Annotated in this window: 18 protein-coding genes and 1 pseudogene; 12 read left to right on the forward strand and 7 right to left on the reverse strand. The window is 42.6% G+C overall.

Annotated features, from left to right (window positions below):
* Window positions 1–28: 28 nt before the first annotated feature.
* Entirely contained in the window at window positions 29–247 is a 219-nt protein-coding gene (locus tag H6G83_RS19835; protein WP_190475468.1) for a hypothetical protein, read from the reverse strand.
* Between the two features lie 488 nt (window positions 248–735).
* On the opposite strand from H6G83_RS19835, the gene H6G83_RS19840 reads away from it, so the two are divergent.
* Window positions 736–930, forward strand: coding sequence for a hypothetical protein (locus H6G83_RS19840; protein WP_190475469.1), 195 nt, complete (start codon window positions 736–738; stop codon window positions 928–930).
* Between the two features lie 906 nt (window positions 931–1,836).
* Here H6G83_RS19840 and ccmS read toward each other — a convergent pair.
* Both ccmS and H6G83_RS19850 read right to left on the reverse strand, forming a co-directional pair.
* A complete protein-coding gene (gene ccmS / locus H6G83_RS19845; protein ID WP_190475587.1) occupies window positions 1,837–2,268 on the reverse strand; it encodes a beta-carboxysome assembly chaperone CcmS in 432 nt (143 codons plus the stop codon).
* Between the two features lie 120 nt (window positions 2,269–2,388).
* Window positions 2,389–4,197, reverse strand: coding sequence for an ABC transporter ATP-binding protein (locus H6G83_RS19850; RefSeq protein ID WP_190475470.1), 1,809 nt, complete (start codon window positions 4,195–4,197; stop codon window positions 2,389–2,391).
* 189 nt (window positions 4,198–4,386) lie between these two features.
* Between H6G83_RS19850 and H6G83_RS19855 the strand changes: the two genes are divergently transcribed.
* From H6G83_RS19855 to H6G83_RS19890, 8 genes are all read left to right on the forward strand, one after another.
* Complete coding sequence (locus tag H6G83_RS19855) at window positions 4,387–5,220, forward strand: prohibitin family protein (RefSeq protein WP_190475471.1); 834 nt, start codon at window positions 4,387–4,389, stop codon at window positions 5,218–5,220.
* A gap of 56 nt (window positions 5,221–5,276) precedes the next feature.
* The gene (locus H6G83_RS19860; RefSeq protein WP_190475472.1) at window positions 5,277–5,693 is read left to right on the forward strand and encodes a DUF1824 family protein; all 417 of its coding nucleotides are present in this window, start codon (window positions 5,277–5,279) and stop codon (window positions 5,691–5,693) included.
* Between the two features lie 144 nt (window positions 5,694–5,837).
* A complete protein-coding gene (locus tag H6G83_RS19865; protein WP_190475474.1) occupies window positions 5,838–7,778 on the forward strand; it encodes an ABC-F family ATP-binding cassette domain-containing protein in 1,941 nt (646 codons plus the stop codon).
* Window positions 7,779–8,027: 249 nt separating this feature from the next.
* Window positions 8,028–8,537, forward strand: a complete 510-nt coding sequence (locus H6G83_RS19870) for a pentapeptide repeat-containing protein (RefSeq protein ID WP_190475476.1) — start codon at window positions 8,028–8,030, stop codon at window positions 8,535–8,537.
* A 27-nt stretch (window positions 8,538–8,564) separates the two neighbouring features.
* Window positions 8,565–9,740, forward strand: a complete 1,176-nt coding sequence (purT, locus tag H6G83_RS19875) for a formate-dependent phosphoribosylglycinamide formyltransferase (RefSeq protein ID WP_190475477.1) — start codon at window positions 8,565–8,567, stop codon at window positions 9,738–9,740.
* Between the two features lie 138 nt (window positions 9,741–9,878).
* Window positions 9,879–10,487 carry a PIN domain-containing protein gene (locus H6G83_RS19880; RefSeq protein ID WP_190475479.1) on the forward strand — a complete coding sequence of 203 codons (609 nt, stop codon included), beginning with the start codon at window positions 9,879–9,881 and terminating at the stop codon, window positions 10,485–10,487.
* A gap of 205 nt (window positions 10,488–10,692) precedes the next feature.
* Window positions 10,693–10,923, forward strand: coding sequence for a type II toxin-antitoxin system VapB family antitoxin (gene vapB / locus H6G83_RS19885; protein ID WP_190475481.1), 231 nt, complete (start codon window positions 10,693–10,695; stop codon window positions 10,921–10,923).
* Entirely contained in the window at window positions 10,920–11,228 is a 309-nt protein-coding gene (locus H6G83_RS19890) for a type II toxin-antitoxin system VapC family toxin (protein WP_242044699.1), read from the forward strand. Before vapB ends, H6G83_RS19890 begins: the two co-directional genes overlap by 4 nt.
* 260 nt (window positions 11,229–11,488) lie before the next feature.
* On the opposite strand, the pseudogene H6G83_RS19895 reads toward H6G83_RS19890, so the two are convergent.
* The 4 genes and pseudogenes from H6G83_RS19895 to H6G83_RS19910 form a co-directional block, all read right to left on the reverse strand.
* A pseudogene (locus tag H6G83_RS19895) lies at window positions 11,489–11,752 on the reverse strand (transposase); the annotation flags it as partial.
* Window positions 11,743–13,422: an L-aspartate oxidase gene (gene nadB / locus H6G83_RS19900; RefSeq protein WP_190475483.1), complete on the reverse strand. Its 1,680-nt coding sequence runs from the start codon at window positions 13,420–13,422 to the stop codon at window positions 11,743–11,745. The pseudogene H6G83_RS19895 and the gene nadB, both read right to left, overlap by 10 nt.
* Window positions 13,423–13,589: 167 nt before the next feature.
* Entirely contained in the window at window positions 13,590–14,024 is a 435-nt protein-coding gene (psbU, locus tag H6G83_RS19905) for a photosystem II complex extrinsic protein PsbU (RefSeq protein ID WP_190475485.1), read from the reverse strand.
* A gap of 472 nt (window positions 14,025–14,496) precedes the next feature.
* Complete coding sequence (locus H6G83_RS19910; protein ID WP_190475487.1) at window positions 14,497–15,276, reverse strand: DUF3120 domain-containing protein; 780 nt, start codon at window positions 15,274–15,276, stop codon at window positions 14,497–14,499.
* Window positions 15,277–15,670: 394 nt separating this feature from the next.
* On the opposite strand from H6G83_RS19910, the gene H6G83_RS19915 reads away from it, so the two are divergent.
* The 3 genes from H6G83_RS19915 to H6G83_RS19925 all read left to right on the forward strand — a co-directional run bounded on the left by H6G83_RS19915 (window position 15,671) and on the right by H6G83_RS19925 (window position 21,062).
* On the forward strand, window positions 15,671–16,633 hold the full coding sequence (locus H6G83_RS19915) for an undecaprenyl-diphosphate phosphatase (RefSeq protein ID WP_190475489.1): 963 nt from the start codon (window positions 15,671–15,673) through the stop codon (window positions 16,631–16,633).
* A gap of 192 nt (window positions 16,634–16,825) precedes the next feature.
* The gene (locus H6G83_RS19920) at window positions 16,826–18,166 is read left to right on the forward strand and encodes a TIGR03279 family radical SAM protein (RefSeq protein ID WP_190475492.1); all 1,341 of its coding nucleotides are present in this window, start codon (window positions 16,826–16,828) and stop codon (window positions 18,164–18,166) included.
* Window positions 18,167–18,257: 91 nt separating this feature from the next.
* Window positions 18,258–21,062 (forward strand): glycoside hydrolase family 10 protein, encoded by a 2,805-nt coding sequence (locus H6G83_RS19925; protein WP_190475493.1) that lies wholly within the window; start codon window positions 18,258–18,260, stop codon window positions 21,060–21,062.
* Window positions 21,063–21,377: the final 315 nt, after the last annotated feature.

Here is a 21,377-nt window from a genome sequence, read left to right on the forward strand (position 1 = left end):
CCCAACCTCATCAAGCAAGTTTTTATCTTCAAGTTTCCGGTTCTGAACTCAAAGTTTCATGTTCCAAACGAGAATGTTCCTGTTTCAGGTGAGAATGTTCCTGTTTCAAACGAGAACGTTCTTGTTCCAAACGAGAAAGTTCCTGTTCCAAGTGAGAATGTTCCTGTTTCAAACGAAAACGTTCCTGTTTCAAGTGAGAACGTTCTTGTTCTGAGGTGAAATAATCGTGTTCAGAACACGATCGCACCTGCTGGGAGTGTAAAATGAGGTGCGATCGCCTAAACCCGCCTCAAGAATAACTATATTTATCCTGAAATCACCAATGTAGAAAAATAAGCGATCGCCAACAAAACCTCATCTTGAAAAAGCCATAGTATATTTTTATTTACTAACCCATTAAATCTAACTTATTTAAATATTATTCCCTTAAAGCTGAGTCAGCTTGAATAAATGAATGCAAACTGATTTCCCTAATGAATCTAGAAAAATGATTATATTTTACAATTAAAATCACTCCAGTTTACACTAATGGTATTAAAGCAATAATATTTTTTTACCTAATTAGGAATAGAACAATCTACATATATACTTATATATAACTTTTTCGCAAATTCTCGAATAAATAAAAGCTTAAAAAAGTCTTAATTTAATCTATCTATCCCCAGCATATGTCGATAACATAGGAAATTGTGAAATATGGAAAAAGGGAAGTAAATTACATAAGGAGATAACAAGATGAATCAGATACGTCTTTACGCCAAACTCGCACCATCGCAGATGCCAGAAAGCTATCAACAAAAGCTTTCGGAACTATTAGAATGGAACAAAATCGTCTATGGCTGTTTGCAAAGCGGCCAAGTTGAGGACGCAAAAGTTTTTTTAGAGCAAGCAATTACCGAGGCGGAAAAGCCAGGGAATTATGATTCTTGAGTTATGCTATGAGGGGATAGGGGACAGGTTACAGGTAACAGGCTGGGAAGCGCTGGGTATATTTATTATCCAGCGATCGCGTTCCGCAAGAGCGTAGCTGTTCACTATACCCATAGCCATAAATCATCAAATTGTCTCACCTAAGCTATATTTCTTCAGATAGTTGCATTATAAGGCAAATTTCAGTTTAATAATAATTACATAAAAACACTGATAAAAACAGCTAGCTAGCGTATATTAAAGCCTCGGTTTGTGAATAACCGAGGTTTTTAATATTTTAGGGGACAGGGAACAGGGGACAGGGGACAGAATGAGAAACTGCAAAAAATTTCGGCTTTGCTGAATTGAAATATGAAATGCCAAAATGACCTTGATTTTTCTTTGTAACTTTGCGCCTTCTCTACGAGACGCTGCGCGAATGCGTGAGACAAATTCATATCTTGATTCAGCAACGCCAAAATTCCTATAGTAGAGATTGGCATACAAAGTCTCTACAACAACTCATAAATTGCATCTATGGCTACGCTAGGCAAGCTACATCAAAAAACAATGGTAACTACTGCTGTAGCCACATAGGTTAACGTGAGTTCGACCAGCGTTTTTTTGACCTCACCCCCAACCCCTCTCCTACGAGGAGAGGGGAGTAAGAGGGTGAGGTTTTTCGTTTCTCCTCCCTCTCCTACGAGGAGAGGGGTTGGGGGTGAGGTTTTTCGTTTCTCCTCCCTCTCCTGACGGAGACGCTACGCGAACGCCTTTTAGGAGAGGGAGGTTGGGAGGGTGAGGTTCATCGAACTCACGTTAGGTTAGGACATAGGTAAATCATAAAATTCTTATATTAAGAAACTTTTAAGGCTGTCACCTGTCACCTGTCACCTGTCCCCTGCTATATTTATCAACCCACCGCTACTAAACAAGACTTATCTGTTCACTCATACGCTGTTCCAGAAGTTCCAACAAACCATCAACATCCTTCCCAACCTGTTCAAAACAAATTGGCGGCGGTGGTTCTGGTGCAAACTGAATTAACTTAATTTCCCCCTTACCAATACCAATCATCAAAACTTCTACTTCTGGTTGATTATGTGCAATAATTCCCAAAAGTTCCTGAAGCCTATTTTCCACATTTTCATTTAATTTTTCCACCGCATCTTGAGGGCAATAAACAAAATGGGGTGTTGGCTGTAAATCAATGCCAATAGTACCTTGACTACTACCATTTTCTAACCACAAAGCCCAAAAAAGAGCAGCTAATTCTGACTGATTTTCTTTAACAAATCTGTCTAACTGACTCCGCCACTTACTATTCCCTGTTTCCGATTTAGTATTACCAAACATAATTAGTCAATAGTCAATAGTCAATAGTCAATAGTCAATAGTCCACAGTTCATTTCTTCCCTTTCCCCTTTTCCCTTTCCCCTTTCCCCTTTTCCCTTTCCCCTTTCCCCTTTCCCCTTTCCCTCACCTCAACCCACTCTGCACAAGCCACAGACTAGCGTAAACACCATTTTTCTCCAACAACTCCTCATGAGTTCCCGACTCAATCAATTGTCCATGTTCCATGACATAGATACAATTGGCATTGCGAATTGTGGAAAGACGATGAGCGATCGCAATTGTCGTCCTATCTACAGTAATCCGTTCTAGCGATCGCTGGATAGCAGCCTCCGTTTCATTATCCACCGCCGAGGTAGCCTCATCTAAAATCAAAATTGGTGGATTTTTCAAAACCGCCCGTGCAATAGCAATTCTTTGTCTTTGTCCCCCTGACAACTTTTGTCCCCTTTCCCCCACAATTGTTTCATAACCTTGGGGTAGGCGGGTAATAAATTCGTGCGCCTCTGCTATCTTCGCGGCGGTGACAATTTCTTCTTGGGTCGCATCGAATGTACCATAAGCTATATTTTCAGCTACCGTGCCGTGAAATAAGAACACATCCTGACTCACCAAGCCAATACTACGACGTAAATCACGTAATCTTAAATCTTCTAAATTGATCCCATCTAAGGTAATTTTCCCAGCTTGCACTTCATATAACCGCAGCAACAGCTTAACTAAAGTGCTTTTACCCGAACCTGTGGAACCAACGATCGCAATTGTATTGCCTGCGGGTATCGTCAAAGATAGACGTTTAATCACAGGTAATCTATCTTTATAGGCAAAGGTGACATTATGGAATTGTAACTCACCGCGTACCGCTTCCACAGGTAAAGCGATATTTCCCATGTGCGCCGTGATAGGTGTATCCAACAACTCCATCACCCTATTAGTAGAAGCCATCGCCCGTTGATAAAGGTCAAAGGTATCGCCTAACCTAGTTAAAGGCCAGAGTAGCAACTGCACTAAAAATACCAACGAACTATAAGCGCCTACCCCCATTTTCCCGGCGACGGTTTGTAAACCCCCAAATACCAGTAGGGAAGTAAAGCCTATCAAAATCAGCATTCTGATGAGAGGGATAAAAGCCGCCGAGAGAGCGATCGCTTTTGTGTTACTTTGACGATAAGCGGAACTATCGATTGCTAAACGTCCCACCTCATACTCTTCCGCCGTAAAGCTTTTAATTGTCGTGATCCCACTCAGGTTATTCGACAAGCGTCCATTCAATAACCCCACCTTTTCCCGCACCTCGGCGTAACGCGGCGCTAACAACTTCTGGAAAGCCACCGAACCCCAGAGAATAAAAGGCATAGGTAAAATTGCCAGCCAAGCTATACTCGGAGCCAGAACAAAGAATGCGCCGCCAACGACTACAATAGTCGTGACGACCTGAATAACTTCACTGGCTCCCACGTCCAAAAAGCGTTCTAGTTGGTTAACATCATCACTAAGGATGGACATTAAACCACCTGTACTGCGTTCCTCAAAATAAGCTAACTCTAATTCCTGAAGGTGTTTATATGCGTCCAAACGTAGGTTATGCTGGATATTTTGCGCCAAGTTACGCCAGAACAACTTATAGTGATACTCAAAAAATGACTCTAGTATCCAAGTGATGACTGTCAGCAGTGACACAATTAAAAATTGCCCCTGGATATCTTTCACTCCCAACTGAGCAATGATAGAATCCTGCTGCTTAACCACCACATCCACCGCAATACCAATTAAAGCAGGTGGAGCCAAATCAAAAATTTTGTTTAAAATCGAGCAACCAGTCGCCAACCAAATTTGTTGACGATACTGGTGTCCGTAGTCAAACAGGCGCTGGAGGGGATGAACCGAATGTCTACGCCTTTTTAATACCAGTTGAGATGGAGATGCTATAGCCACAGCCGTTAAAAGTTGTGTGCATCTGATATTACCACAGGATTGGGGATTGGGGAGATGAGGGAGATGAGGGAGTGGGGGGAGATGAGGGAGTAACCCACCCCTAACCCCTCCCAAGAGGGGAACAGGGAGTGGGGGAAGATGGGGGAGATGAGGGAGAATAACTGATAACTGATAACTGATAACTGACTAATGACTAATGACAATTGGCGGACTACTGCGTTAGGAATTTTAGTGGCAATTTTAGTGATTGTTGGGTTAAATTCCTTTATTATTATCAACCCAGGACAAGCGGGGGTGTTGAGTATCTTAGGTAAAGCTAGGGATGGTGCTTTAATGGAGGGGATTCACTTGAAACCGCCGTTAATCTCGGTGATTGATGTGTATGATCTAACTGTACAGAAGTTTGAAGTGCCGGCAGAAAGTTCTACTAAGGACTTGCAAAATTTGTCTGCGAGATTTGCCATTAACTTTCGTCTTGATCCCGTTCAGGTAGTTGATGTGAGAAGAAAGCAAGGAACCTTAGAGAATATTGTCTCAAAAATTATCGCGCCCCAGACGCAAGAAGCGTTTAAAATTGCCGCCGCTAAAAGAACCGTAGAGGAAGCAATTACTAAACGCAGTGAATTAAAGGAAGACTTTGATCAAGCGTTAGGCGATCGCTTAGATAAATATGGAATAATAGTCTTAGATACTAGCGTCGTTGACTTGACATTCTCGCCGGAATTTGCCAGAGCCGTAGAAGAAAAACAAATCGCTGAACAACGCGCCCAAAGAGCCGTTTATATAGCGCGAGAAGCTGAACAAGAAGCGCAAGCAGAAATTAATCGTGCCAAAGGGAAAGCAGAAGCCCAAAGGCTTTTAGCAGAAACGCTCAAAGCCCAAGGAGGGCAATTAGTGTTGCAAAACCAAGCCATAGAAGCCTGGAAATCAGGCGGCGCTCAAATGCCAAGAGTGCTGGTAATGGGTGGAGATTCTCCTAATAGTGTCCCCTTCATTTTCAATCTGGAAAACACCCAAAATTAAGTTGTAATTTGCCGACTCGCACACCAACACAACCACAGTTCATAATTAACTAATCTATGACAATTCCCAACCACCCCAATCTTACCATTGCCGACGCAAAAAAAGTCCTCAATAAATTTAACTGCTTAGATATCGCCCCAATTCTCAAACCATCAGAAAAAGAATCAGTACGTCGCGCCTTAATTTTCATCACCAAACTTTCCGACTATCAAATATTAGGAATTTGCGCCGACACCGCCGAAGAAGGACTACTAGCCATGAGAACCTATTCCCATGCTTTAGGTTATGGAGTCCCCATTGATTTACCCGTAGTCGAAGGCCCAGTTTACATCAAATTAAACGGCAAAAACGGCTTGTGTTACCTCGATTCCTACGCCGGACATCATCGCGGTGTTCTAGTATCATGCCAATCCTATTACGAAGGAGGAATCAACGAAATGTATGGACACCTACCCCTCGACCTCTTCGTATAAAACCCAGCCATAACCAGAGGTACGCTAAACTAATAAACGTACCTCTTATTCACCAAATATTCTTCACAACACTTCAAACCCTTCTTCTAACTTCCTTTGTGTCTTTGCGCCTTTGCGTGAGCTAAAAAAGTATCTTTTAAAATCATGAGCATCATCACCCTACAATCAGTAAAAAAAGACTTTGGAATCAAAGAAATTTTAAAAGATGCGAACTTTAGCTTAGATGCTACCGATAAAGTTGGCTTAATAGGTACAAACGGCTCAGGCAAATCAACCTTATTAAAAATGATAGCCGGACTAGAACCAGTTGATAGCGGACAAATTATCACCAACTCCGGTTCCAAAATCATCTACCTTCCCCAACAACCAGACTTAGATGAAAACCACACAGTTTTAGAACAAATTTTCGCCGACAGTGGCGAACAAATGTCTTTAGTACGTGAGTATGAAGAACTATCAGATAAACTCGCTCACTACCCAGAAGATAGTCAATTAATGTCTCGCCTTTCTGCTGTCATGCAACGCATGGACGCAACAGGTGCATGGGAATTAGAAACCAACGCTAAAATTATTCTCAGCCAATTAGGAATTACCGATTTTGATGCACCCATTGCTAGCTTATCTGGTGGCTATCGTAAACGCATCGCCTTAGCAACAGCTTTGCTTTCCGAACCAGATGTGTTACTCATGGATGAGCCGACAAACCATCTCGATGCTCTATCTGTAGAATGGTTACAAAGCTATCTTAACCGCTTTCGTGGTGCATTATTCCTCATCACCCACGATCGCTACTTCCTAGATAAAGTCACCAACCGCATCATCGAAATTGACCGAGGCGACATTTACAGCTATGCTGGTAACTACTCATACTACCTGGAAAAGAAAGCATTAGCCGAAGAGTCAGCCGCTAGCACCCAACGCAAACATCAAGGAGTATTGCGGCGAGAATTAGAATGGCTTAAACGCGGCCCCAAAGCCAGAAGTACCAAACAAAAAGCCCGTATTCAGCGCGTCCAAGCCATGCGCGAAACTGAGTTTAAACAAGCTCAGGGTAAAGTAGATATTTCCACCGTTAGCCGTCGCATTGGTAAGAAAGTTATTGATATAAATAATATTTCCAAAGCCTACAGCGATCGCACTTTAATTAAAAATTTTACCTACGAATTTAGTCCAGAAGACCGCATCGGCATCATTGGCGGTAATGGCGCAGGAAAGTCCACCTTAATGAACATCATCACTGGACTTGTAGAGCCAGATTCTGGTACTGTAGATATCGGTTCCACCATTCATATCGGTTATTTCGACCAACATTCAGAGGAATTACTCTCAGCTTTAGATGAAAATCAGCGCGTGATTGACTACATTAAAGAAGAGGGGGAATTTGTGCAAATAGCCGATGGTACAAAAATTACTGCTTCGCAAATGCTAGAAAGATTCCTCTTTCCAGGGAACCAGCAGTACGCCCCAATTCACAAATTATCAGGTGGTGAAAAACGTCGCCTCTTCCTCCTGCGTATCCTCATTAGCGCACCCAACGTCTTGATTCTAGACGAACCAACCAACGATTTAGACGTGCAAACACTAGCAGTATTGGAAGACTACTTAGAAGATTTCAACGGTTGTGTTATTGTAGTATCTCACGATCGCTACTTTTTAGACCGCACAGTTGATACAATATTTGCCTTAGAAGAGGGTGGCAACCTGCGACAATATCCAGGTAATTACTCAGTCTATCTAGACTACAAAAAAGCTGAAGAATCACAGCAAACAACAGCAAACACTAAAGAAAAGACAAAAAATTCCCCAGAAACAAAAGTTACATCGGAAACTAAAGATGTAGAACCAAAAAAACGCCGTAGACTTTCCAATTGGGAAAAGCGGGAATTTGACCAGCTAGAGGGCAAAATTGCTCAACTAGAGTCAGAAAAAGCCCAAGCCGAACAAGCACTAGCTAACGTCCCTCCCGGCAATTATACCCAAGTACAAAAACTCTACGACCAAATAGAAACGCTCAAAGGGGCAATTGATGCGGCAACAGAACGCTGGTTAGAATTAGCTGAGATAGAGTCTTCCGAGAATGGGTGAGAGCAAAATGATAGCTCCTAAGCAGAATTTACTACCAAACTGGGCATTACAAAATGCTCAACTTGTCAAGGCAAGCGAATTCTTTAAAAATTCTGCAACTGAGTTTACCAAAAGTTTGCCTTACTATTTACAATCAGATGTTACTCTTTGTCTGAGTGGAAGTTGGACTAGGTTTTCAGGTAACTGCTGTTCATCGGGCTATTGATAACTTTAGCCGTGCATCCAAATAGTTAGATATAGTGCCAAACAATGATCATGATCAATCCTCATACTCAAGACCAAGAACTCCGCTCTCAGTCCATTCACTTTTTAGAACAGAGTCCAGCACAACGCCTGCAAATTCTCCAAGAATTAGGTCTAGGTCGTTTCAAATTCTTGTCTAAAATTCGTTTGAATGATGAGAACATTGATTGTGTAATTCGCTTTCTGCAAAATCCGGGAGAGATGAAATTCCCAAATCTTTCTGGGGCTGATTTGTCTGATTTAAACTTAGATGATGTCAGTTTAATTCGCGGTAACTTGACCGAAGCAAACCTACAAGGAACTAGCCTATTAAACGCCGACCTCATCTTTGTCAACTTCACCAAAGCTGACCTGAGAAAAGCAGACTTAAGAGGCGCAACCCTCAATGGAACTGTTTGGTTAGAAACCCTCGTAGAAGACTGTCAGCTAGGAATTGGTAATGGTTTAACCAAGCAACAACGTAAAGAATTACAACTGCGTGGAGCTAAATTCAATCATTTGGTTGAAGATGATTAGAATCAAGAAATTAGCTGAGATAGGTGCATGATGAAGGCGACAAAGCTACCTCAAAAACTCATGTTATTGGGGTCAGGGGAATTGGGTAAAGAATTTGTGATTGCGGCTCAACGTCTGGGAAATTATGTCATAGCCGTTGATCGCTACGCCAACGCCCCAGCTATGCAGGTCGCCGACTGTTGTGAAGTGATATCGATGCTTAGTGCTGATGATTTAGAAGCGGTAGTAACTAAGCATCAACCTGATTTTATTATACCAGAGATTGAAGCGATTAGAACCGAGAAATTACTGGAGTTTGAAGCAAGAGGCATCACTGTAATTCCCACGGCGGCAGCTACAAACTATACAATGAACCGCGATCGCATCCGGGAATTAGCCCATGCTCAATTAGGTATTAGAACGGCGAAATATGGCTATGCTGTGACTTTGGCAGAATTGATTGCTGTTTCTGATAAAATAGGGTTTCCCAACGTAGTCAAACCTGTGATGTCCTCCTCTGGTAAAGGACAATCGGTGGTAGGGACAAAAGAGGAAGTAGAGAAAGCCTGGAATTATGCGATCGCCAATTCCAGAGGTGACAGTCAAAAAGTCATAGTCGAAGAATTTATCAACTTTGAAATCGAAATCACCCTCCTCACCATTAAACAGTGGGATAGTCCGACAATATTCTGTTCACCCATCGGACACCGCCAAGAAAGAGGCGATTATCAAGAATCCTGGCAACCAGCCAACCTTGATGAAGATAAAATCATAGAAGCACAAAACATAGCCAAAAAAGTCACCGATGCTTTAGGCGGTGCGGGTATATTCGGCGTAGAATTTTTCATTACCAAAGACGAAGTAATCTTTTCCGAACTATCACCCCGTCCCCACGATACGGGAATGGTAACATTAATCTCCCAAAACTTCAACGAATTTGAACTACATTTACGAGCAATTTTAGGCTTACCCATTCCCAAAATAGAACAGTTGGGTGCTTCAGCCAGTGCCGTAATTTTAGCATCAGAAAAATTAGATGCAGTCGCCTTTACAGGAGTCGCCGCAGCCTTAGCCGAACCAGACGTAGACATCAGACTATTTGGTAAACCCACAGCACACCCTTACCGCCGCATGGGTGTAGCCTTAGCCAAAGCCGAGAACGTACAAGCAGCTAGGGAGAAAGCGACAGCCGCAGCGAGTAAAATACAAATCATCAGTCAGTAGTTGATGTGAAAAGTCAGATAAGAAAATCGTGGATATGTTTCTTTGCAAATCCCTTGACTGGTAATAGTAGGCCCATAGTATTAATATTGGGTCTTGGTTAGGGAATAATCAGCTTGTGCAGTCTGCTAAGTCGTGTTTATGAATACAAAGCTGAAAAAGGCTATCCTGCTTGTTGATTACGAAAATATTCAGAATATTGATTTATCTGTGGTTCAAGAACAAGATGTAGACATCAAAATATTTATTGGGCAATCTCAGAATAAAATTCCTATTGAGTTAGTTCAAGCTACTCAGAAATTAGGACAAAGAGTGGAATGGATAAAAATAGAAGGTGCAGGTAGTAACGCTTTAGATTTTCATGTTGCTTTTTATTTAGGCAGATTCAGTCAAAATGTTAGAGGAGCATCTTTCCTCATATTGTCCAATGATAAAGGATTTGACCCATTGGTTAAATATATAAATAAGCATAAAGTTCAGTGCAAAAGAATACAAAATCTACGAGAATTTTATAAAGAAAAAGAAGTATTAGTACCCCAAAATGCAGACTTGGTAGCAAAAATCATAGAAAATTTATCTAAAATTCAGAAGAATAAGCGACCTAAAACTAAAAAAACGTTGCATCAGCATATAAAATCATTACTAATCCAGAAAAAACTGAATGAGCAAGAAATTGAGAAATTAGTTGATACTTTATTGGCGCAGAAAAAAATCTCTCAAGTTAACAATGACCTCACCTATAATTTTTAACAGACTTTGCTCATCAGCCAATAGATTGGGTGAAACGTAGTGAAACTAAATTGATGTTAAATATAAGCATTTAGCCGCAATGAACAGAGCGCTATTCTCGATAAAATTGTATCTATGAGCCAAGACAGTTAAATTAACTAAACCCTAAACGCTTAAAACCAATGAAAGCGATCGCAACCACTGCCACTGTAAACGATCAAGAACTATGAATGTTGATGCAGAAATTCTAAAAACCCTAGACCAAATGCCAGATATTCTTAAACAAGAACTCTTGCATTATGCCAAATATCTAGTTGATAATTATTCCCAGGCTGTGTCCCCGGAAAGTCCACCACAAAAAAAGCGCCGTTCTGGCATTTTGCAAGGAACTTTTGTTCTACCTCTGCCTGAAAATTTTGATGAACCTCTCGAAGATTTTCAGGAATATATGGAATGAGTGCTTTTCTTTTAGATACTCATGCCTTTATTTGGCTGACTGAAAACGACTCTAACCTTCCAGACAATTTAAAGATAATTATCGATACTGCCGATCGCGTTTATCTTAGCATCGCTAGTCTTTGGGAAATTGCTATTAAGTTGAAGCTAGGTAAATTATCACTACAACGCAGTTATGAAACCATAGGCTCTGCAATAGATGCTTCAGATATCTTGATACTTCCAATCTCTTTTGCTGATACGCTCCAAGTTCGGAATCTTCCACTACATCATGGTGATCCATTTGACCGAATGCGGATTGCATAAGCAATAAATCACTCGCTAATCATCATTAGCAGGGATACAAAATTTGATGCTTATTCTACCGTTCAGAGAATGTGGGAATAATTTCTTCATCATTTATTCCTCTCACCCAACTGTAGGCAATGGCGTAACAGCAACATCGTATCTGATCGCTTCTGCCAAATCAATCCTCAAACTGACAGATACTTGAGCAGAAGTGACTTATGGCGATCGCTGTTTTCGATAACATTGTATCTATGAGCCAAGACAGTTAAATTATAGCACTACGAACATACGTTAGGACATTGCTTAAATGCAGCATCCACACAATCACGAAATGCTTCAAATTCATCCCACCGTTGCCTCATCCAGTTTTTGAGTACAAACCACCAACGTTCAATTTTGTTAAAATCGGGGGAATATGTGGGCAGATACCAGATTTCACATTGAGCTTCTGCCACAATTTCATTGATGAGTTGAGAACGATGAAAAGTTGCATTGTCAATGACAATTACATCACCTGGTTGCAACTGATTATTTAAGGACTGATAATCGGAGATTGTGACCACTGATGTTTCTGCACTAGTGTATGAACTTGCCAATCGGAATTCGGGGAGGGATAGTCTAAACGGTAATGTCCGCCACGGCTCTCGGTTCTAAAAGCAGCACTTTTGAGGATTAAATAAGCAATATCAAGTAAATTGCCAGTTTCTGCCCAGAGTCGCAATTGCTGATCAATATCAGAAAAATGAAAGCTGACTGGCTCGTTGGGGTATATAGATAAAAGAAACTGACTGAGAGGTAAAGCAGCAAAATCTTGTTGCCACGATTCTACAGTAGCGATCGCCGCAGATAACGCAGACTGTTCTCGACAAATACCAGCACTTTGCCAAACTAAACGGGGTAACTTTTCTCGGAGTATGGCTAACTGTGCTTGCTGATTTTGCCAATCACGCTCATCAAGGTGAAATTCTTTTGTTGGTAGGGGTGGTGCTTGTGAGTCTAACTCCACATCAGCCAGCTTGATATTTGCTAACTGCGCTCCAAATACGATACATTCCAACAGTGAATTACTCGCTAAACGATTAGCACCATGTACACCTGTACTAGCAGTTTCTCCCACCGCATACAACCCTGGTATATTAGTTTGATTCTGTAAATCGGTGGCAATTCCTCCCATCCAGTAATGGGCGGCTGGGGCTACGGGAATTGGTTCATGGAAAACATCTATGCCCCAACGCTGACACACCTTAACGATGTTGGGAAAACGTTGACGTATCTGATCTTCAGGGATGGGGCGCATATCTAACCACACATGGGCTGTGGCAGGATCTAAGGCAGTACGCTGCAAATGACTAAAGATTGCCCGACTAACTACATCTCTGGGCGCTAATTCTCCAGCCGGATGATAATCAAAAGCAAAGCGCCGCCCTTCATTGTCTACTAGGTGTGCGCCTTCGCCACGCACTGCTTCGCTGATGAGGAAACGGTCTGCACCAGGTTTAGTTAAGGCTGTGGGGTGAAATTGGACAAATTCTAAATCGCGGAGAATTGCCCCAACCCGCCAAGCAATGGCGACTCCATCGCCAGTACTCACAGCCGGGTTGGTAGTTTGGGCGAATACCTGACCACCACCGCCAGTTGCTAAGACTATAGCCCCAGCCCGAATCCATTTAATTGTACCTTGATAAAATAGGCTAATTCCCTGACAATGACCCGTTTCCGGTTCCAGCCATAAACTCAAAGCCAAGGCTTGCTGAATTACTTGGATATTTTCCCGGCGTAATACTTGGGCGGTGAGGGTGGTTGTTACCTCTCGTCCTGTGGTATCGGCGGCGTGGAGAACACGGTTACGAGAATGGGCGGCTTCTAAAGTTAGGGCTAAAGCTGGCCCATGTCGGTCAAAAGCGACTCCTAAATTCACTAAAGATTTAATACAACTGGGGGCTTGTTCAGCTAAAAATTTGACGGCTGCAACATCACACAAACCCGCCCCTGCTTTGATTGTATCTTCAATGTGCAACGAAGGTGAATCATTTGGAGCGATCGCAGCTGCTATACCACCCTGCGCCCAATCACTAGCAGATAAAGCCACGGTTTCTTTGGTAATCAAACCTACTCGTAACGATTCTGGCAGACACAATGCTGTGTATAGTCCAGCCGCACCAGCACCGACTACTAAAACATCAAATTGGCTAGGGATATCTATCTTGGACAATGTTAGGAATTTGGGTAATGGGTAATGGGTAGTGGGTAATGGGTAATGGGTAATTTTGAATCACCAATTACCAATTACCAATTACCTATTCCCTTCTTTAATAATAAGACTCCCACCCCCTGGGATAGAGAGTGGGTGAGTCTTGTTGACGGTAAATACAAAAGGAGTTATCTGTAGATACCGTTGTTAAAGCGATCGTCACCTTCGTTAAAGGCTGGTTCTAGTTCTGTGACTGTGAAGTTATCAAAATTAGCTTGTAAGATTTGTTTTTGGCGATCGCTCAATCCTGGTAGATTCAATACATCCTCTACCTTAGAGTAAGGAGCATTCTTGATAATTTTCTTAGCCAGAGTGGGATATAACCCTGGATATTGTTGGAATGCTCTTACATTGGTATTGTTTAAATCGATTTTTTTCCCAAATTCTGTTGCTAGTTTTGCATCTGCTCGATTTAATCGTTCAGCTTCAACAGCTAAAACTGGTACTTGCGGAACCAAAAAACTTTGTAAACTAGCAGCTTGGGCAACTTGAGTTGTTCCCAACCATCCCCAGCAGCCTAGCAACAAACTAAATACTGTTAATAAACGCACCAATCCTTTCACGATTTTTCTTCCTCTTTCCATCAAAAACAGTTATCAGTTATCAGTTATCAGTTATCAGTTATCAGTTAAATGCTTGGGGGAAACACCGTACCAATTGCTGGTAGGCGTTGGTAGTTGGTAAAGCACCATATACCCTTGCTGACTGTTGACCCTTACGGGTACTCTTCCCTTCGGGACGCTAACGCGAACGAGAACCCCTTCGGGGAACGATAGTTGCTTTCCGACGCAAGGCGACAGGAACGCACTATCTCACTGTTCACTGTTGACTGTTCACTGATATGGCTCATTCATCACACAGCAGCCATCAGAAACTAATATACAGCTTATTAATGGCCACTATGTTTGATGTTTGTCAGTTGACAGGTGATAGGTGATAGGTGACAGGTGATAGGTGACAGGTGACAGTTGTTCCTTTTCCCCTTTCCCCTTTCCCTTTCCCCTTTCCCCTTTCCCCTTTCACCAGCCCCCAGCCTCATGCTGTCAAAGCGGCTATTAAAAATAAGCTGTCTACTAAGATTGTGCTTAAAACTGCGCCACCAAAGGCGTACCAGTGTCGCTGCTTTTGATTTAAGGATATGGTTCCTGCTATTAGTAGTCCTAAACCAAGAATCACTGCCCAGGTTATACCCCAAGGTGTTTGCACTTGACTAACGGCTGATTGCAAGATTGGTGAGACGTTGGCGGGTTCTACTAGCATGATTTGCCGCCAGTAGGGCATTAAATCTACTACATAAAAATACACATCTGTTAAAACTGTGCCGAGTAGGGAACCTAGATAAAACCAATTGCCTACTTTGCCCCAATTGCGGAACAAGCACCAGCAAGCAAAAGGTAGCCCTATAGACTCTACTGGTAAGTGCCATAAGGGTTCCCAACGTAGCCAACCCCAGTAAATTCCGCCTGCTAGCCAACTCCAACTAAAGCCTAAAAGTAAATCCCCCCATACATAGGTTGCAGGACGGGACATTAATTTAAAACTGAGCCATACCCAAAATCCTGTCATCGCTAAACTCAAAGCTGGTAGCGATCGCACTAATGGCGCTTCTATAAATACTGGCACTGATACTAGAAACACTGCTGCTGCAAACACTAGCCAAGTTTGCCTAGCAACCAAGGCTAAGGGCAATGAAGGAGAGGCTTGTAAGGTAGATTCCAATTCTCTAATATTTTTCTGCCCAGCGTCGCTTTGCTGTAATTCTGTAATCACCGGAGTGGTAGAAGCTGCGTAAGAAGCCAATGTATTATTAATCAAAGTTTTAATAATTGTTACTAATCTTTATATTACTCAAAATACTGTCTTCAAGTATCCCCCTGGGGGGCATATTTATCATACCATGAGTGGAGAGGGGGAGTGGGGGAAGATGGGGGAGATGAGGGAGTGGGGGGAGATGGGGGAGATGAGGGAGATGAGGGAGATGGGGGAGATGAGGGAGATGAGGGAGTGGGGGGAAAATAACTATGAACTAATGACTATTGACTATGGACTAATGACTATGGACTATGGACTAATGACTATTGACTATGGACTATGGACTAATGACTATTGACTATGGACTAATGACTAATGTGTTATTTTCCTGCGAGCTTATATAGTTAGCTGTTAGTTTATTTAATTGTTTGTGGTTATAGCGATCGCAGGTAAAGTGATGACTTTATTCAAACGTCAATGGTTCTTGCTAATTAGTGCAGTATCGGCGGTTTTGTCGATAGTTGTGTTTCCTTTAGAGGTTTTTAGCGCCCCTCCTGACTCGGTAGGTACTGGGGTGCAGCAAATGAATGTTTTGCAAGCGATTGTTTTGGGTTTTGTTCAGGGAATCACCGAATTTCTACCAATCAGTAGTACAGCACACCTGAAAGTTGTACCTGTCGCCTTGGGTTGGGGTGATCCGGGGGTGGCTTTCACGGCTATCATCCAGTTGGGGAGTATTGCGGCTGTGCTGTGGTATTTTTGGGGGGATTTGTCAAGAATTATTAAGGGAGCGGCAGGAGCGATCGCTCTCAAAGATTACAACAATTATGATTTGCGGCTATCTTTAGGGATTATTTTGGGAACGATACCCATTGTTTTCTTGGGATTACTAATTAAAATATTTGTCCCGGACTTTGATAATTCACCGATCAGAAGTTTAGGTGCGATCGCGATCGCCTCGATAGCAATGTCTGTATTATTGGGACTAGCAGAAAAATTAGGCAAACGTCAGCGAGATTTTGAACATCTGACAATGCAAGATGGGTTGTTGATGGGTTTAGCCCAATCACTGGCTTTAATTCCCGGTGTCTCTCGTTCTGGTTCCACCTTGACTAGTGGGTTATTTATGAGCTTACAACGAGAAACAGCCGCGAGATTCTCGTTTTTACTGGGGATACCCGCTATTACTTTAGCCGGGTTAGTGGAATTAAAAGACGTTTTAGGCGCAGGTATAGGAGATGGGGCGATAATTCCCCTAATTGCCGGAGTGATTTCTGCTACTATTTTTTCCTATATTGCGATCGCTGGATTATTACGCTTTCTCAAAACCCAAAGTACTTGGGTGTTCATTTGGTATCGACTAGTTTTTGGTGTAGCGATTTTAGGAGCAATTAGCGCTGGAGTGTTGAAGAATAGTTAGGTACTCAATCAGTTATCAGTTATTAGTTATCAGTTGTCAGGTTATTTCCACTGTTCACTGTTCACTGATAACTGTTCACTGACATACCAATCCCCAATCCCCAATCCCCAATCCCAGCCTAAGCTACTATCTTTGGCTGCAACTCGGTATCATTAAGTAGTGACTACTTAATGAATAGTTGGCTTTTGACTCATGGCTGGTATTCTTCCTGCCCGTATTACTAAGGTTATACCTGATTCTATTGCTGCTGAGATTGGCTTTGAGGCGGGCGATGCTATTGTAGCTATTAATGGTACACCACCCCGCGATTTAATCGATTATAAATTTTTATGTTCTGATGAGTTTCTAGAACTAGAAGTTTTGGATGCCAAGGGCAAAACTCATCATATAGAAATTGAAAAGGATTATGACGAAGACCTGGGATTAGAATTTGAAACTGCCTTGTTTGATGGTCTGATTCAGTGCAATAATCGCTGTCCGTTTTGTTTTATCGACCAGCAACCCCCAGGGAAGCGTTCTAGTTTATATTTAAAAGATGATGATTATCGCTTGAGCTTTTTGTATGGCTCCTATTTAACTCTGACCAATTTACCGGAGAGGGAATGGCGCAGGATTGAACAGATGCGTCTTTCTCCGTTGTATGTGTCCGTTCATGCTACGGAACCAGATGTGAGAGTTAGACTGCTCAAAAATCCTCGTGCGGCGCAAATCTTGGAGCAGTTGCGATGGTTCCAAGAAAGAAGATTGCAAATTCATGCTCAAGTAGTTGTGTGTCCAGGTATAAATGATGGCAAACATCTGGAACAAACGCTAAGGGATTTAACATCATTTTATGATGGGGATGTGCCTACAGTTGCTTCGATTGCAGTTGTCCCGGTTGGCTTAACTAGATTTCGTCCCGCAGAAGACGAACTCATACCTGTGAGTAGAGAAAAAGCTCAGGAAGTGATTGCACAAGTGCGATCGCTGACTCAAGAATTTCGTCGCCAATTCGGTTCTAATGTAGCTTGGTTAGCCGACGAATGGTTTTTGATTGCGGGTGAGGAATTACCCAGCGAAGCCGAGTACGAAGAATATCCACAAATTGATAATGGTGTAGGTTCGATTCGGTTATTTCTCAAACAATTTGCTGAGACTGCGGCAGAATTATTACCAGCAAAAATTGACCCTCCTAGAAAGTTAACTTGGGTAGTTGGTAATGCTGTAGAAAAAGCTTTTCAACCAATTCTGGAAAGCTTAAATTCTGTGGAAGGTTTGGAAGTAAAGATGATGGCTCTAGCTAGCGATTACTGGGGACAAGCTATTAGTGTTACCGGATTAATCACAGGTCATGATTTGCTTTTAAATCTCCAAGGGCAAGATTTAGGCGCTGGAATTTTGTTACCTCAAGTGATGCTCAAACATGGAGAGCTAGTATTTCTAGATGATATGAGTGTAGAGGAAGTAGCTCGACAATTACAAACAAAAATTTTCCCAGTCGCCGGAGTAGAGGAACTGATAAATACTTGCATTACTGATAGTGTAAGCGTTTAAATCTTCAATATCAGTCGTTTTGCCGATGTACATTACTGTTGATTTACCTCATAAATAATAATTAGTAATTAATTAGCAGGGGAGATATATAGTGAAGAATCGCCGGAAAATCAATCAAGAAAATCACAAATTGCCGATTAAGAAAATAGGATTCTTCATTTTTTCTCTACAACTAATTATTTTAAATTATGTGAATATTTTGGCAGCAAATGCGGCAGCACAAAAACCAGTTTTGAGTGTAGTGCAAAGTCAAGAAAATGCCCAACATTGGGCAGGAATTACCAAACGCTTAGAAAGTATTGGTGTAGAATATTGCGTCATTCCTCTGGCGAGTGTGAAGAATGTGGCAGATTGGGGCGATCGCCGCATATTATTCTTACCCAATATCGAAACCTTAACACCAACCCAAGCGATCGCCTTAGAAGAATGGACAAGTAAAGGCGGGAACCTCATTGCTAGCGGCCCCGTGGGTAGTCTCTCCACCCCAGGAGTCCGCCAATTATTAAAAACCCTCTTAGGCGGCTATTGGGGATTTAGCCTTCAGGATAAACAACCGCTCAAACCGCCAACAAAAACAACTTATTCCTGGGTGAATAACAAAGGACTCTTCGGTAGCGTGCATGGCGGTGTTTTGATACCCAATAATACTACTAGTCAAGCTGTGGCAGTGTGGAACTCCGCAGGTAATCCCGCCGCCGTCGTCTCAACTGAGCGTTCTACATTATTGGGCTGGCGCTGGGGTGCAAATACAGTTTCCACCACAGAATTAGATAGTGCTTGGTTAAAAGCTGCACTCAATCGTCACTCATCATCCAACAATACCAAAAAAATAGCTGGCGGTTCGCCCAATTGCTCTACAAATGTAGCATCGGTAGCAAGTGAGCCAAGGAGTAGGGGTGTAGGGGTGCAGGGGAGCAGGGGTGTAGGGGTGCAAGGGGGTAGGGGTGTAGGGGTGCAAGGGGGTAGGGGTGTGGGAGTGCAGACGAGCAATATTCCTTCCCCAACGCCATCTGCTTCGCCAGCGCCGACTGCTTCGCCTGCACCTCAAGAAGCCATAGACCAACTAGAACAACAAGTACGTTGGGATGTTGCGCCTCATTCTAATGCACCGATCGCAGCTAATGAAGCGATCGCTCTCCAACAAGAACTAGAAAATCTCATTGGACGAGTCGAAAGCGCCCATTTAGCGGCATTGGTGAATGATGGTAATGCCTATAACTCTCAGTCTACGAAAGCAGAAGTCGCCACATCCACCACCTTGTTAACTCCCATCCCTAACAAAGAGCAAGTTCTAGCACAGGCCAGAACAATAGCCACAAACATACCTCAGTTAATTGCCAATAAAAATTATGCGCTGGCTCGTCAACAATGGCTCACAGCTAGAAACAATCTGTGGAAGCAGTTTCCTACAGAACGCAGATTAGCACCCGCCGAAATCCGTGCAGTGTGGTTAGACAGGGGAACCATTGTCCGTGCTGGTAGCGAAGCGGAGTTAGCCAAAATCTTTGACCGTTTGGCACAAGCGGGAATCAATACTATCTTTTTTGAAACAGTCAACGCTGGCTATACCATTTACCCCAGCAAAGTTGCACCGCAGCAAAACCCACTAATTCGCGGTTGGAACCCCTTGTCCTCTGGGGTGAAACTAGCCCATGAGCGAGGGATGGAAATTCACGCTTGGGTTTGGACATTCGCAGCCGGAAATCAGCGTCATAATCAAATACTCAACATTGACCCCAATTATCCTGGCCCTGTTTTGGCTGCTCATCCTGACTGGGCAAACTACGACCAACAAGGGAGAATGATTCCCTCCGGTCAAACCAAGCCTTTCTTCGACCCAGCCAATCCCGAATTACGTCAGTATTTACTCAAACTTTACCAAGAGATTGTCACTGAATATAAAGTAGACGGTTTACAGTTAGACTATATCCGCTATCCCTTTCAAGACTCAGCCGCCGGACGCAGTTACGGCTACGGTCAAGCAGCCAGAACGCAGTTTCAACAATTGACAGGCGTAGATCCGATGAAGATTACTCCTAGTCAAGCGCAATTGTGGCAGCAGTGGACAACATTCCGTACCCAACAAGTTGATACTTTTGTCAAGCAAGTTTCCCAAATGTTGCGTCAGCAGCGCCGAGACTTAACTTTATCTGTGGCTGTTTTTCCTCTACCAGAATCAGAACGTATCCAAAAGATTCAACAGCATTGGGAAGTTTGGGCTAGGCAGGGGGATGTGGATTTAGTTATTCCTATGACCTATGCTCAAGATACGGTACGTTTCCAAACTCTAGCAAAACCTTGGATAGCTTCGTCACAACTAGGTTCGGCTTTGCTCATACCCGGCATTCGCTTACTTTCCTTACCAACATTAGGTGCATTTGACCAACTACAACTGGTACGAGACTTGCCAGTGAGTGGTTTTGCACTGTTCGCAGCTGAAAATTTGCATAATGATCTGCATAGGCTGTTTGTTAATACTCAAGGAAAACTGCAATCTGCAATTAGTGAACCCCTGCCTCATCGTCAACCTTTCCAGAGTGCTGTTGCCCGTTATATTAATTTAAGGCGTGAATGGCAGTTGATCCTACAAAGTGATCAAGCACAAATAACTGATAAAACCATTCCCGATTTTTATAGTCAGGCTGAAATTCTCCAGAATGCTTTAACTCAACTGGCAACTGCACCTTCTGCCAGTAAATTAGTGACAGCAAAAGCTAATTTGAACCGATTTCAATCACTATTTCGAGTCTGGATGCGTCAACAAAAGATGGAAAATAGCTATCAAATTAGAGCCTGGGAAAATCGCTTGACGAGTATAGAAAGACTATTGCGTTATGGTGAACAGCAATTAGAGCTTAGTTCTCAGCAAAATGCTGATATAGCGGGTGACAGGTGACAGGTGACAGAGTTAAAAGTAGTTAGGGCGCTGCACTACCCACCAAAAGCATGATACAGCAGTTACGCTATTCGTGAAATACTGTAGAGACGTTACATGTAACGTCTCTACATGGTTTTGGGTTTTACGCTTGTACCTCATTTACCCAAAATATGCTGTATGGTGGCAGTGCAGCGCTTTACTACTGTCACCTGTACCCTATCACCTGTCCCCTGCTATAAATTGCTTTACAGGAAATTTATAGTGTTTATAAACACCATACGCCAGACCTTATGATTTATTTAACATCACAATATTAGAGATAATTAAAGCATC

The organism is Anabaena azotica FACHB-119, from assembly GCF_014697625.1.
Lineage (GTDB): Bacteria > Cyanobacteriota > Cyanobacteriia > Cyanobacteriales > Nostocaceae > Trichormus > Trichormus azoticus_A.

Coding starts and splice junctions, on each gene's coding strand:
- H6G83_RS19840 (WP_190475469.1), top strand. CDS start 736: ATGAATCAGATACGTCTTTACGCCAAACTCGCACCATCGCAGATGCCA.
- H6G83_RS19860 (WP_190475472.1), top strand. CDS start 5,277: ATGACAATTCCCAACCACCCCAATCTTACCATTGCCGACGCAAAAAAA.
- H6G83_RS19855 (WP_190475471.1), top strand. CDS start 4,387: ATGACTAATGACAATTGGCGGACTACTGCGTTAGGAATTTTAGTGGCA.
- H6G83_RS19870 (WP_190475476.1), top strand. CDS start 8,028: ATGATCATGATCAATCCTCATACTCAAGACCAAGAACTCCGCTCTCAG.
- H6G83_RS19880 (WP_190475479.1), top strand. CDS start 9,879: ATGAATACAAAGCTGAAAAAGGCTATCCTGCTTGTTGATTACGAAAAT.
- H6G83_RS19890 (WP_242044699.1), top strand. CDS start 10,920: ATGAGTGCTTTTCTTTTAGATACTCATGCCTTTATTTGGCTGACTGAA.
- vapB (WP_190475481.1), top strand. CDS start 10,693: ATGAATGTTGATGCAGAAATTCTAAAAACCCTAGACCAAATGCCAGAT.
- H6G83_RS19865 (WP_190475474.1), top strand. CDS start 5,838: ATGAGCATCATCACCCTACAATCAGTAAAAAAAGACTTTGGAATCAAA.
- H6G83_RS19915 (WP_190475489.1), top strand. CDS start 15,671: ATGACTTTATTCAAACGTCAATGGTTCTTGCTAATTAGTGCAGTATCG.
- H6G83_RS19920 (WP_190475492.1), top strand. CDS start 16,826: ATGGCTGGTATTCTTCCTGCCCGTATTACTAAGGTTATACCTGATTCT.
- purT (WP_190475477.1), top strand. CDS start 8,565: ATGATGAAGGCGACAAAGCTACCTCAAAAACTCATGTTATTGGGGTCA.